At 48.5% G+C, this 13847-nt stretch carries 8 protein-coding genes; 4 read left to right on the top strand and 4 right to left on the bottom strand.

Translation table 11 applies throughout. The features are described from left to right. Nucleotides 1-24 precede the first annotated feature (24 nt). The 4 genes from DWX32_RS10810 to DWX32_RS10795 all read right to left on the bottom strand — a co-directional run bounded on the left by DWX32_RS10810 (nucleotide 25) and on the right by DWX32_RS10795 (nucleotide 6663). The gene (locus DWX32_RS10810; protein ID WP_118660012.1) at nucleotides 25-3045 is read right to left on the bottom strand and encodes a YfhO family protein; all 3021 of its coding nucleotides are present in this window, start codon (nucleotides 3043-3045) and stop codon (nucleotides 25-27) included. Continuing rightward, on the bottom strand, nucleotides 3042-4133 hold the full coding sequence (locus DWX32_RS10805; protein ID WP_070103713.1) for a glycosyltransferase family 2 protein: 1092 nt from the start codon (nucleotides 4131-4133) through the stop codon (nucleotides 3042-3044). Before DWX32_RS10805 ends, DWX32_RS10810 begins: the two co-directional genes overlap by 4 nt. A 90-nt stretch (nucleotides 4134-4223) precedes the next feature. After that, the gene (locus DWX32_RS10800) at nucleotides 4224-5984 is read right to left on the bottom strand and encodes a sensor histidine kinase (RefSeq protein ID WP_118660010.1); all 1761 of its coding nucleotides are present in this window, start codon (nucleotides 5982-5984) and stop codon (nucleotides 4224-4226) included. Next, nucleotides 5950-6663 carry a response regulator transcription factor gene (locus tag DWX32_RS10795; RefSeq protein ID WP_055266899.1) on the bottom strand — a complete coding sequence of 238 codons (714 nt, stop codon included), beginning with the start codon at nucleotides 6661-6663 and terminating at the stop codon, nucleotides 5950-5952. The genes DWX32_RS10800 and DWX32_RS10795 overlap by 35 nt, the downstream gene beginning before the upstream one ends. A gap of 363 nt (nucleotides 6664-7026) precedes the next feature. Here DWX32_RS10795 and DWX32_RS10790 point away from each other — a divergent pair, with 363 nt between their 5' ends. From DWX32_RS10790 to DWX32_RS10775, 4 genes are all read left to right on the top strand, one after another. Next, a complete protein-coding gene (locus DWX32_RS10790; RefSeq protein ID WP_173841824.1) occupies nucleotides 7027-7962 on the top strand; it encodes an ABC transporter permease in 936 nt (311 codons plus the stop codon). Between the two features lie 12 nt (nucleotides 7963-7974). Beyond that, a complete protein-coding gene (locus DWX32_RS10785; RefSeq protein ID WP_117510366.1) occupies nucleotides 7975-8838 on the top strand; it encodes a carbohydrate ABC transporter permease in 864 nt (287 codons plus the stop codon). A gap of 102 nt (nucleotides 8839-8940) precedes the next feature. After that, nucleotides 8941-10659, top strand: coding sequence for an extracellular solute-binding protein (locus DWX32_RS10780; protein WP_117510367.1), 1719 nt, complete (start codon nucleotides 8941-8943; stop codon nucleotides 10657-10659). A gap of 195 nt (nucleotides 10660-10854) precedes the next feature. Further along, nucleotides 10855-13818 (top strand): glycoside hydrolase family 3 C-terminal domain-containing protein, encoded by a 2964-nt coding sequence (locus DWX32_RS10775; RefSeq protein WP_118660008.1) that lies wholly within the window; start codon nucleotides 10855-10857, stop codon nucleotides 13816-13818. The last annotated feature ends 29 nt before the right edge of the window (nucleotides 13819-13847 follow it).

Below are 13847 nucleotides of genomic sequence, written 5' to 3'. Positions count from 1 at the left end.
CACCAAGTGTCACTACAACTATTTTTACACTCTGATGATATAATATTTCCGCTGTTTTTGCAACATTTTGCTCTCTCCTGCCCGTTCGCTGCCGTTTTGCTGTTTCTTTTTTTCACAGATCACAAGGATGAGTGCCAGCATTCCTCCCATCAGGCTGCACCAACTGCCAGCCGTCCGTCCGGGCGCATGGTACACAAGAACAATTTTGTGCTCGCCTGATGGGATTTTTGCGCCGAGAAATGCCGTGTTTGCGCGGAACAGCAGTGTTTCTTTCCCATCCACTTTCAGCACAAAATTTTCATCGTATGGAATGCTGGTGATGAGGTATCCGTCTCTTTCCGCGGAAACCACGCCTGTGATGCCGTCGCCGCCGTATGTTGCTGTTGTTCCGCCAATCAGGGTAACCGCCTGACTGTACAGCTGCTCCGTTTTTTCCAACGGCTGTGCCATACCAGTCCATGTCTCAAAATTTTTCAGGATATAATGGCCTTTTCCCATCCGAATGAATACGGTTCCATCTTCTTTCATCGTTACAAGATAGTTAAACTGTGTATTCCCATTGGCATACGTATGGTTGATGCCGGTCAGGCGGTTGGTCTGGCCGTTGATGCGGATAAACATATCATGACTCGCTTTCTGATTCTCCACCTCGAAAGAAACGGCGAGCAGCGTTGCTCCCTCTGCGGCACCCGGCAGCGTTGCTGAGACGGTCACGGATTTTTTCGTCTCAATCTCATATCCGTCCGCTGTCTTCTGAATGCGCAGATCTTCCTGATCGGTCTCTGGAATTTCAAGGTTTACTTTCTGAAAACAACTGTGAAACAGGGGTCCTACAGAACCATTCTTTGTATCTGAATCTGCAGCGGCTCTGAAATTATCCACAGATTTCGCCGATTTTTCCTGATCCGTGATTGCCGCTGTTGTCTTCCGCATTTCCTGATCCGGGATCACGGCTGCCGTCTCCAGTATTTCCTGGTTCTGCGGATAAGGTAACGATTTGTATTCCGTCTCGGAAACCACCTGGTCTGTCACGTAGGCAACCGGCGCTGCGGATATGGCACGATAAACCTGAAAGTCCCCGTAATCCCGGTACAGTTCATACCCTTCCGGCCGTGTTTCTGCCAGAATGTACTTCACGCCCATGAGCTGCCAGAACAGCGGATCATCGGAAACCGTCTGCATCATGCGGTTGCGGAAGGCTTCATTAATCCCATACGTCTCGTCCCGGAATTTCTTATATTCTGCATTGTATGCCGAGGAATAAATCGTCGAAACATTCTGTCCAATATCCCATATCCGGTTGACGTTCGCAAGGTTCTGTCCGCCGTCTCCATACTGCTCCATACGGTACCAGCCGGGATCCTCCGCACGGATCTCGCGGATTGCCGCTGCAATCTTGCTGTCCGTCAGAGCTTCATACGTTTTGCGCGGGATCATCACATGCTTTTCCTGATTGATTGCTTTTCCGGCAAATGCAAGAATCACAGCACTAAAGACGAGCGGTAGAAACGGAAGCTCTCTGCCCCGCAGCTGTTTTTTTGCCGGAAACCACCGCCATGCCAGATAGCACGCAGTCACACAGATCACATCCAGTATGCCGAGATGCCAGTATGGTTCAAAGTATGTCTCTTGCTTTGCATTCCACATCAGAATCAGAACTATGAGGTACGGAAACAATTCTCGCAGCTCTGTCATGACTTTGCGCTTAAAATTCCCGGTGCTTCGATTTTTTCCACACTCCCGCTTCCGGACAAGCTGGTTTTCCACATAAAGCCCGACTTCTGCACAGAGGACCGGAAGAAACGGGATGAATACTTTATCTTTGCTGTACAGGCCACCGTTCAGCAGATAGCCGAACAGGGGAATACAAAAGAATACCAGCAAAAGGAAGGACAACAGTTTCTCACGCAACCGGCTCTTTCCGATCACTCTGCCCAAAAGCGCCACCCCCGCAAATGCGGAGAGGCCAATGCCATACGGCGTGTAGCAGAGACGCAGGATCAGAAACTGCGGTTTCCACATCGCCGGATCGGTAAAAAGTCCTGCAATGCCGCCCGCTGCGGTGCCGCGTCCGCCCTCGCCGCTGCCGCCGAACAAGGCGGCAGCCGATGGGATCAGCAGAATACCGGAAAGAAGGATTCCTGCGAGGACCGGAAGCGCAAAGCGGATTGCTGCGCCAAAAAAGCTCCGCAAACCCGCCAAAGCTTCGACTGTTCCTGAAGATTTTTCACCTGCCATCTGCTTTTTCTCTGCCCCGGCCTTTTGATTCCGCGACACTTTTCGATTCTCCTGTTCCGCTTCATACGCAGCATTTTCTGTACCGCATTTCAAATACTCCGTCACCGCATACGCCGTGAGCGCAAGCAGCCCGCCGACAGAAAAATAAAAGCTGGTCAGAATCATCCCAAGAACGGAAAGAATCAGAAGACCGCTCTTTCTCTTCTGAAAATGGCGATCCACGCCCAGCAGAGCCAGCAGCAGAAACGGCATATAATTGACAAACATAAGCTGATTATAGGAATGATATAGAAGTGCGGTAGAACACGTAAAGAAAAGTGATGTAAAAAGACAGTTGCCGTAATGCAGACCCTTTTTGCTGATCCATTGATAAAAAAGCACTGCATCCGCCGCATACAGCAGCGCGGAGGAACCCATCACCCACAGGTCCATCGGGATGAACGGGAAAAGGTAGGATAACAGCATGGTCGGACTCAGCAGTCCGTAGTAGGCAAAATGGTAAATATTCTGACCTCCTCCCAGATTCCATGCGAAATCCGGGAAGAGGTTTCCGGTCGCGTAAAACCGCTTTCGGAAGTAATCGGCAAGGGTGCTGTGCTGGCTGATCCAGTCAATCGAGGAGCCGAATACGCCGTATTGCAGGACGAACAGCCGGCACAAAAGCAAAGAAAAGAAAAACAGACCAGCCGCCGTAAAATCCTTTCCGGTAAGACCTTCCAAGAAGCCGTTCCGCCGTCCTTTCGGCTGGCCTTTCTTTTTCCGTGATTTTCCCGGCTCTCTTATTTCCTTTAAGATTTCCTTTTTCATGCCCGGATTTCTCCTCTTTCAGACGCATGGCGTTTGTCGGCATACTCTGGAAAATACACGTTTTTCTTTTCTGCCGTATGGGTATCTTTTCTTCTCTTTGCAGCACTCTCCTGCTTTTTCACCGGCTGCACACTGTGCATCTTGACCGTCTCTTCACTCGTCTCCTTTAAGAGATAGATCGGACGGTGCTTTGTTTCAAGATATGTCTTGGAAAGATAAATGCCTACAATGCCCGTGCAGAAAAGCTGTACACCGCTCACCAGAAAAAGGATGCATGCCATCGACGGCCAGCCCGCAACGGGATCGCCAAACAGCAGCGTTCTTCCGATGATGAACACGATCAGAATCATAGAAATCAGGAAAAAAAGCACGCCCATGACAGATGCAAGTGACAGCGGGGCTACGGAAAAGCCTGTGATGCCGTCGACCGAGTACGCGAGGAGCTTTCGAAGCGGCCACTTCGACGTCCCGGCGCAGCGGTCCTCGTGCTCAAATTCCAGCCATTCTGTGTGAAAACCGACCCATCCGAAAATCCCTTTGGAAAAGCGGTTGTACTCACTCATTTCCAGCACGGCATCCACCATTTTGCGGCTCATCAGACGGTAGTCCCGTGCACCGCTTACAATCTCTGTTCTGGAAAGGCGGTTGATCACACCGTAGAAGGCATTTGATAAGAAGGATTTGATTTTTCCCTCGCCCTCCCGTGAACTGCGGCGTGCCGCTACACAGTCACAGGTGCCGCTCTGCAGCATCGCGTACATTTTCGGAAGAAGGGACGGCGGATCCTGAAGGTCGACATCCATCACCGTTACGTAATCGCCTTTGGCCGCCTGCAGTCCGGCGTACATGGCTGCCTCTTTTCCGAAATTTCTCGAAAACGAGAGGTAACGGCAGCGCATATCCTTCTGCGCAAGCCGGCGCATCTCAAACAGACTGTGATCCTTCGAGCCGTCGTCAACAAAGATCAGCTCGAACTGAACCTTCTGCTGTTCTTCCATCTCATCCATCTGACGTACCATCGTCTCGTAGTAAACCGGAATTGCTTCCTCTTCGTTGTAGCATGGTATGATAATACTGATTGTCTCCATTTTTTTCCTCCCGGGGATTACATACTCTCTCAGAATCCTTCTGCAGATCCTTCCTGCTGCAATCCCGCTTCTGTCTCATTCTTATGCAAGTCAGGTTTTTGTGGCTGTTTCTCCCGCTGCAGAATCCTCGCCTGCCTCCGGGAAACGCAGGATGACTTTAAACAGATCGCCGTCTGCCGCAAGCTCCATGCGGCCGCCCATGTTGGCCGTGTAGCTTGATGCAATCGCAAGGCCAAGGCCGTGCCCCTCGCTCGTCCGTGATTCGTCGCCGCGCACAAAGCGTTCCATCATTTCCTCCGCTTCAAAATTCATCTCATAGGCGGAAATGTTTTTCATCGTCACGAAAATCTCCCCTTTTTCCTTCCCTGCGTCAATGTAAACTCTCGTTCCGCCCAGGCTGTATTTCAGGATATTTTCCACGAGATTCTGTATCACGCGGTACATTTTCCCATTATCCCCAAGGAACGGCAGCGGCTCATCTCCGAGCGCCGTGCGGAACGACAGATTGCTCTGCGCAATCGCATCGTCCATATCGGCGAGGGTCTGCTCGATCAACCGTTTCATATCCATTTTTTCCATCTGGAATTTTTCGGTTCCGCTTGTCGATTTGGAGAGCTCGAAGAGGCTTTGGATCATCTCCTTTAGCTGTTCCTGTTTCACAGAAATCACTTCGACGTAATCCTGTGCCGCCGGTGTCAGATCCTCTTTTTTCAGAAGATCCGTATAGCCGACCATCGAGGTGAGCGGGGTTTTCAGATCGTGCGATACGTTGGTAATCAGGTCAATTTTGAGACGCTCCGCCTGCATCTGTTTTTCTACGCTCTTCTGCATAGCGCTCTCAATATTTTCCAGCTCTGCAAACGCCGGATACAGCAGGGATTTTTCGGATATTTCATGGATCCGGCTTTCCATGCTGCCTTCTGCCATCGTATGGATCTGTTCCATCAAAAGGCCCATCTCCCGGTTCAGGCGACTGCGGTATGTTTTCCAGGCAAACAGAATTAAAATCAGCGTGGTCAGCCCAAGAAGAATGACAAACAGCACCTCGCCATCCATTCCGTTTATCAGTCCGGTGATCATGGTAATCACGATTAGAAGTTCCGCAATCAGTGCCACACGGAACGGCCATTTACTCTGACCGGCAAGCTGCCGTTCCAGGCTGGTCCGATCTCTGTAACGCTTCCTTTCTCTGCAAAAAAAGGACATTTCTCTCAGTTGTTTCTTTTCATAGCGACAGACAAGAATGCCGGCACTGAGAAGGAAAACGCCACAGATTCCAAAAAACAGAAGACCTGTCTGCACACACTCTATTACAGTACCCCATTCGGCAACAATGCGGTATCTGGCATAGCTGTGCCGGAGCGGCTGAAGCCATCCGAAAAAAGCAAATCCTCCGACAAGAACCAGAAGCTCATTTGGCACCTTTTCGGATTTTTTCAGAAACAGCTGCTCTTTCTCTGCTTCCGCAGCGGCTCTTGCCTCAAACTGCATCTGCCGGGATTTTTCTATTTCATCTGTCTCGGACTTATCTGCGGCTGCCCCTTCGCTGCTTTTTGCTGTTTTTCCCGCTTTTTCCGGTTCGCTGCCGGCAAAATCAGTCATTTTCGAGTTCCCGGTATTTTTTCGGAATTTCCATACCAGATACAAGGCTGCGGCTATGCCCAAAACGCCGACTACCGTCACTCCAATGCCGATACCCCATTCGATGTTGCGCCACATTCCCCATTCGAATTCACTGGCCCATTTCCGCAGAAGCTTTCCGCACAAAATCAGTACCATAGAAAGATCGGTAAGCATCCACAGCAGGATGCGTTTTTCAGTTTCCGTCAATTTTTTCAATTTTGTATCCAATTCCCCACACCACCTTTAAATATTTTGGATTTTTCGGCGTAATTTCGATTTTCTCACGAATGCGCCGGATATGAACCATGACGGTATTTTCTACGCTGTAAGCATCCTCCTGCCAGACCTGGCTGTAGATTTCTTCGGCTGAGAATACATAGCCGGGATGCTCCATCAGAAGCTCCATAATTTTGTACTCGGTTGCGGTCAGGCGAACAGGTTCACCGTCCACCAGGAGTTCTTTGGTGTTTCGGTTCAGCAGCAGACCGCCGTTTTTCAGGATATCCTGGCTTTGTGTGGTTCCGTTTGCGGCGCCTAAGGAGAAGTAACGGCGGAGCTGGGATTTAACACGGGCCATGAGTTCGGCGGTATTATACGGCTTTGTCACGTAATCATCGGCGCCCATCGAAAGTCCGATGACTTTATCGCTCTCTTCGGTTTTCGCGGAAAGCATGATAATCGGGATGTTGTTTTTTTCTCTTATTTTCATCAGGGCGGAAAGGCCGTTCATTTTGGGCATCATGACATCGAGCAGGATCAGATGGATCTGTTCGGTCATGAGGATGTCGAGTGCCTCCATGCCGTTGTAGGCTTTTTTTACCCTGTAGCCTTCCAGTTCTAATAGTTTGCCGAGAGATCTTACGATTTCCCGGTCGTCGTCTACGACTAATATGTTGTATTGGCTCATCTCGTTTTTCCCCTCTTGGTTCTATGGTGTTTATCATAGCAGAGAAAACGGAGATTATTTGGATAAAAAACTGACATTTTTCTTAAAATGTAATCCCCCATTACGTTTTCCTGCTTTTTTTACAAAAAAAACACTGATTGGTAGAATTGTAAGCTGGTGTAAAAAATAAAAACAAACGCATATAAATTAGTAAAAATGCCTGCCATAGCACCTGAAAATGTGGAAAAAGATAAAAAAAGTCAATATAAGTGGACAAAATACACAATATCAAACTGGGATTTTATTTGATATGATGTAAATATCACAAATAAGCAAAGAAAATGCGTAATAAAAACGCACAAAACAACGGAAAGGATGGGGAGCATGGCGAAGGAAAAGGTGAAAAAGAAAAGAGGACAGAAAATCACACCTGCAATTTTGTGGAAACAGCGCTGGCTGCTTGTAATGTCAGTACCATTTGTAATCTGGCTGATTATCTTCAAGTATATTCCACTTTGGGGATGGACGATGGCGTTTCAGGAGGTAAAACCGGCAACGTTCGCACTTCCGATCTGGGAGAGAACCTGGGTTGGATTTAAGAACTTTACAGATGCATTTAAAGACCGTCTGTTCACACAGACATTAATCAACACATTGGGAGTAAGCTTCCTTGACATCGCGGTTGGAACGATCGCAGCAATCGCATTTGCGGTTCTTCTGAACGAGATGTTCTTTATGAAGTTCAAAAAAGTAACGCAGACCATTTCTTATCTGCCGCACTTTGTATCCTGGGTTATCATTGCAAGTATTGCAAAGAATATTTTCAACGACGGCGGTGTTGTTGACAGTATCTTCGGCAAGAACCTGCACCTGATGAGTTCCAACTCACCGCTTATCTGGGTAACCATTATCCTGATCAACTGCTGGAAAGAGGTTGGCTGGAACGCAATTATTTATCTGTCCGCCATGGCAGGTATTGATCCTGGTCTTTACGAGGCCGCTGATATGGACGGTGCAAGCCGTCTGCAGAAGATCTGGCATATCACTCTGCCGGGTATCCGACCGACCATCATCGTACTGCTGATTATGAGCATCGGTGGCGCCCTGAACGTAGGTATGGAGCGTCAGATGCTTCTTAGTAACCCGCTGGTTGAGGATCACACGATGGTACTTTCCTGGTTCTCTTATAAGAGAGGTATCGGAAACAGCAACTACGGTCTTGGTACCGCAATCGGTGTATTCCAGTCTGCAGTCAGCGTTACCCTGCTGCTGATCGCCAATAAGATTGCCGGTCTGGTAGGCGAAGATAAACTTATGTAGGAGGACGCGAATATGAACAAGAAAGCAAAAAAATTTGACTACGTACTGGCGGTAATCTTCGTATTCCTCGTCATCATCACCATTTATCCGTTCCTGAACGTACTGGCGATTTCGTTCAACGATTCTACGGATACCATTAAGAATGTAAACTTCATCATTCCGAGAAAGTTTACATTAAGCAACTATAAATATGTATTTAAAGACGGCGGCATTGCAATGCCGGCTGTGATTTCTGTAACAAGAACCATCATCGGAACAATCGTAGGTATTGTATGTACCTCGATGGTTGCTTACACATTAAGCCGCAGAGACTTCGTACTCCGCAAACCATTCCAGCTTCTGTTCGTTGTTACCATGTATGTCGGTGGCGGAATGATTCCGGAATACCTTCTGATTATCCGTACCTTAAAGCTGGGCAATAACTTCATGGTATACATTCTGCCTGGTCTGATGTGGGTTTATAATATGATTCTGGTCCGCTCTTATATCGACGGACTGCCGATGGCTCTGCAGGAGGCAGCAAAGCTCGACGGAGCAAACGATTTTCAGATCTGGTATAAAGTCGTTATGCCGCTTTGTAAACCGGTTATCGCAACCGTAGGTCTGTACTATGCAGTAGGACAGTGGAACTCCTTCATGGATACTTACCTGTATGCGAAAAAACTCCCGACTCTGCAGTACAAACTGTATGAGATTATGAACCAGGCGACCATGAAAATGGACGTTCATGCAGGAACCAATGTACAGACGGCCGTAACACCAATGTCCGTACGTATGGCCGTAACGATTGTAGCAACTGTGCCGATCGTTATTGTATATCCGTTCCTTCAGAAATACTTTATCGGCGGTATGACACTTGGTTCTGTTAAAGACTGATAAAAAACAGTATTAAAAAATTTTTAGAAAAAGATGATGTTTATTCCTGCCAGGCGAAAGAAAGAGTGCAGGATGACATAAACCATTTTAAGGAGGGCTTTTATGAAAAGAAAAGTAGTATCACTCATGTTAGTATCTGCTATGGTGGCCGGAATGCTCGCAGGATGCGGTTCCGACAGTGGCAGCAGCAAGGGAGGTTCCAGCACAGAGACTGGATCAGCGGCAGAGGCAAGTTCTTCAGGCGAGACAGCAGATGATGCAGATGACAAATCTCCGATTACCTTTGAGTATTTTAACGCTGATGGTAAAAACGGCAACTGGGATAACCCGGTAGCAAAAGCAATCACAGAGGCAACAGGCGTTACACTGGATGTTTCCTATCCGGTAGCATCCCAGGGTGATGCAAAAGAAGATATTGCGCTGATGATCGCAAATGATGAGTATCCGGACATGATTTATGCAAAAGGCTCAGCAACGGATTTGTATCAGGCAGGCGCGCTGATTGATATGACAGACCTGATTGAAAAATATGGTCCAAACATCAAAAAAATGTACGGAGCAGAGATGGAAAAACTGAAATGGAGCCAGGATGATCCTGGAATCTATCAGCTTTCCTACGCAGGTGTAAACCAGAAAACCCTGACAACAGGCGGAAGCTGCCAGATTCAGTGGGCTGCATTAAAAGAGAACGATTATAAATATCCGAAGACACTGGATGAGTATGAAAAAATGATCAAGAGCTATCTTGCAGCACATCCAAAAACAGAAGATGGTCTGGATATGATCGGTATCACCATGAGTGCTTCTGACTGGCACTGGATGATTACCCTTGGAAACCCGGCAGGACTGATCGCTGATGCATCCCCGGATAATGGACAGTGGATCATTGACGACGAGTACAACGTACATTACAAACATGTAACAGATGAAGAGAAAGAATACTTCAAATGGCTGTGCCGTATGTACAACGAAGGTATCCTGGATCCGAACTTTGCAACGCAGACAGATGATGACTATATTGCAAAAGTTGCCAGCGGCCGTGTTGTTGCCATCACCGATGCTGAGTGGCATTACAGCCAGTGCGAAGCTACTCTGGTAGCAGACGGAAAAGTAGATCAGACTTATGTTGGACTTCCTGTAACCTTAAGAGAAGATCAGGTAGAAAAAGCCCTTCTGTATCAGGGAACTACCGTTGGCTGGGGTATTGGAATTACCAAGAGCTGTGAAGATCCGGTTCGTGCCATCAAATTCCTTGACTATCTGTGCTCCGATGAAGGACAGATCCTGTATCACTGGGGTATTGAAGGCGAGAACTACTTCCTCGATGATAACGGACAGCCATATCGTACCGATGAAGAAGTTGCAAAAGCTCAGTCTGATCCGGATTATGCAAAGAATACCGGTATTGACAACTACACTGGATTCCCGATCTACGGAACAGGTTCCTACTCTGAAGACGGATTCCCATATACTCCAACTACCAAAGAGTCTGTTATTGCAAACTACAATACAGCAGAAAAAGAAGGATGCGAAGCGATGGGATTTGAGATGCTGACCGACATGTTTGCACAGCCGGAAGAGTTCGATCTTCTTCCATACTCTGCACTGTGGGCATATCAGCAGCCACAGGAACTTGCTGAGAAACAGACAATTCTGGACGAAATTGCTTGGCCGGGACTTGTTAAATGCGTAACTGGTACCGAAGATGAGTTTGATGGAAACTGGGAGAGCATGGTACAGGAGCTGACAGACAATGGTCTGGCAGATGCAGAAGAAGCTATGACAGAGTTCCTTGCTACCAAACTTGTTGATGTAGAGTAAGTAAAGCAAAAACATAAGGTTTTGCCGTTGAACGGAAGGCGGCACAAAAACATGGTCTGATATTATTAAATGTCAGGCCATGTTTTTAAATACAGCGACAGTAATGGGAAATGTGAAACATTGTAAAAAGATAACAGTATATGGAAAATCTGCAAACAATTTCATGAGACAAAATAATCGGGAGGTTTTTGGAAAATGACAGAAAAGAAGGAGTTTCAGGTAAACAAAAACACACCGTTCTGGGATGCATCACTGACGGATCAGGAAAGAATCGACTGGCTGTTAAAAGAAATGACGGTCGAAGAAAAACTGGGATACCTCGCCAGCTCTTCCCCGGATCTGCCGCGCCTTGGCATTCCGGGTGTCTCTGTGGGCGGTGAGGCGGCACACGGCGTTGAGGGCAGAAACGATCAGAACGGTCTTGGAAAACCGGATGTGACAACATCCTTCCCACAGCCGATCGGTATGAGTGCATCCTGGGATCCGGAGCTGATCAGACAGGCCGGTGAAATAACAGGAACCGAGGCGCGCGTCGTATGGCACCGCCATCAGGGCCATGGACTCAGCAGATGGGCTCCGACCGTTGATCTTGAGCGCGATCCGAGATGGGGAAGAAACGAAGAAGGTTACGGAGAGGATCCTGTGCTGACCGGAAAAATGGCCGGTGCTTATATCCGGGGAATGCAGGGCGATGATCCGAAGTATCTGCGCTGTGCAGCGACCTTAAAGCATTTCTATGGAAACAACACGGAGGTCGGCCGCGGATGGAAAAATTCTTCCATTGACCCGCGGAACAAATATGAGCTGTATCTGGAGCCATTCCGCAGATGTATTGAGGATGGCGGCGCAGAGGGCATTATGACGGCATATAACAAGATCAACGGAACGATCGGTATCCTGAATCCGGAAGTGACCGATATTCTGAAAAAACAGTACGGTCTCCGTCACGTTGTCAGCGACGGCGGTGCGATGGGACTTGTCGTGAATCTGCATCACTATTTCGGACAGCATGCGGAGACGATCGCAACGGCGCTGAAAGCCGGTGTGGATGCCATGTCTGACGATCCGCGTATGGTAGAGCAGGCGGCACGCGAGGCATATGAGCTTGGCATTCTGAAAGAAGAGGATATGGACCGCTCTATTCGCTGTATGATGGAGACGAAGCTTCGTCTCGGCGTTTATGATCGGGAAAATCTGAATCCGTATGACCGTGTGACCGAGGACGATATCGATTCCCCGAAGGCACGTGAAATCTGTAAAGAGCTGAGCCGCGAATCGATCGTACTTCTGAAAAATGAGAACGGAGCGCTGCCACTTGACAAAGCCCTGAAAGCAGAAGATATTGCCATTGTCGGACCGCTTGGTGGTGCATGGTATCAGGACTGGTACGGCGGAACGGCACCATACCGCACAACCTTCCTGCAGGGGATGGAAGTACTGAAGCAGGAGAACATTACATTCGCGGATGGTCTGGATCGCGTTGTTTTCCGCTGTGATGGAAAAGGTCTTGCCGTAGCAGAAGACGGAACACTTCAGATGGCAGATGAGCCAGATGTGTTTATCAAGGAATACTGGGGTGAGGGAAGCTATACGTTCAAGAGTGTCCGTACCGGAAAATACCTCAGCGCAAGACTCTCAGAGTCGCAGGGAGAAAAGCCGAAAATGGGACAGATTGCGGCAGACCGGGAGGAAGCCTTCGACTGGTTCGTGATGGAGATTTTCCACGTGGAGCCACAGGAGGATGGCAGCGTTGTGCTGACCAACCGTTTCCATTACCCGGTTTATAAGGATGCAGAGGGATTTTTCTCCTTTGAGCAGACGGAGGGAATTCCGATTACGATGGAGGTTGTCGAAAACGGAATTGAAAAAGCAGTTGCTGCAGTCCGGGGCAAAAAGCAGGTTTTACTTGCGCTCGGCTGTAACTCCGTGATCAATGCGAAAGAGGAGATCGACCGCAACACACTGGAGCTGCCAGAGGAGCAGGAGATGCTGCTTGACCGGATCACAGAGGTCAATCCGAATACCGTTCTGGTGCTGTTTACGAATTATCCGTACACACTTCAGAAAGCGATGGAAAAACTGCCGGCGATCATCATGTCTGCAACGGGAAGCCAGGATATGGGAAGCGCAATGGCAGAGGCTGTGCTTGGAATCTATGCACCGGCCGGCCGTCTGAATATGACCTGGTATGAGAGTATCGATCAGCTGCCGGACATTGACGATTATGACATCATCAAAGGAAAAAGAACGTACCGCTATTTCGACGGGAAGGTATTGTATCCATTCGGCTATGGCCTGACGTATACCACATTTGCGTATGAGAACTATAAGGTTTCCTTAAAAGACGACCGTCTGCTGCAGATCTCTCTCGATGTGAGAAATACGGGCGATACCGCAAGCGACGAGGTCGTCCAGATCTACGGTTCCGCTCTGGAATCCTGCGTAAAGAAACCAATCTGCCAGCTGCTTGATTTTGTCCGTGTGAAAAACATTGCCCCGGGCGAGACGAGACACATCGCACTGGAAATCCCGGTGGAGGAGCTTCGCTTCTACGATGTCATCAGCCGCAGACTGATGGTAGAAGAAGGAACGTATGAAATCTATGCGGGCGCATCCTGCAAGGATAAAGCCGTTTCCGCAGAAATCTTTATTCCGGGCGGAAAAAGGGGAGTACGCGATCTGAGTGCATTTACCGCGGCAGACCACTACGATGATTACGAGAACATGTATCTGACGGAAGGCCACTTCAATTTCAAGGCAGTCCGCGTGCAGGATGAGACGAAAGAAGGTGTTCTCGTTTACCGTGACTGTGATCTTTCCGATGCTGCTGTTCTGGCGCTTCATGTGAAGAGCGAACGCGGCGGCAGTGTGGAAGCCTTTGTGGATGGTGTTTCGATGGGAAGCTTTACCGGTGACACAAGAACCTGTGAGTTCCGCAGCGCCCCGAAACTGGACCGCTATGCGGAGGAAGAAGTAAAAGAGCGCAACCGGTACCGCGAGCCGGTTTATGAGGATGTTGAAATTTCCCTCGCAGACAGACCGCAGACTGACGGCGCATCTGAGATCCGTCTCGTCCTGAAGGGAGATATGCGGATCTGCTATCTGCGTGTGCTGAAAAATAAGAGCACAGGAAAAATTCAGATGGGCGTAGCAAACTAACCAGATCATGTATTGTCTGAAAAAAGTAT

The organism is Blautia sp. AF19-13LB (assembly GCF_003479105.1).
GTDB lineage: Bacteria > Bacillota > Clostridia > Lachnospirales > Lachnospiraceae > Fusicatenibacter > Fusicatenibacter saccharivorans.
This window is presented reverse-complemented; position numbering and strand designations above follow the sequence as displayed.

Coding starts and splice junctions, on each gene's coding strand:
- DWX32_RS10810 (WP_118660012.1), bottom strand. CDS start 3,045: ATGAAAAAGGAAATCTTAAAGGAAATAAGAGAGCCGGGAAAATCACGG.
- DWX32_RS10805 (WP_070103713.1), bottom strand. CDS start 4,133: ATGGAGACAATCAGTATTATCATACCATGCTACAACGAAGAGGAAGCA.
- DWX32_RS10795 (WP_055266899.1), bottom strand. CDS start 6,663: ATGAGCCAATACAACATATTAGTCGTAGACGACGACCGGGAAATCGTA.
- DWX32_RS10790 (WP_173841824.1), top strand. CDS start 7,027: ATGGCGAAGGAAAAGGTGAAAAAGAAAAGAGGACAGAAAATCACACCT.
- DWX32_RS10785 (WP_117510366.1), top strand. CDS start 7,975: ATGAACAAGAAAGCAAAAAAATTTGACTACGTACTGGCGGTAATCTTC.
- DWX32_RS10780 (WP_117510367.1), top strand. CDS start 8,941: ATGAAAAGAAAAGTAGTATCACTCATGTTAGTATCTGCTATGGTGGCC.
- DWX32_RS10775 (WP_118660008.1), top strand. CDS start 10,855: ATGACAGAAAAGAAGGAGTTTCAGGTAAACAAAAACACACCGTTCTGG.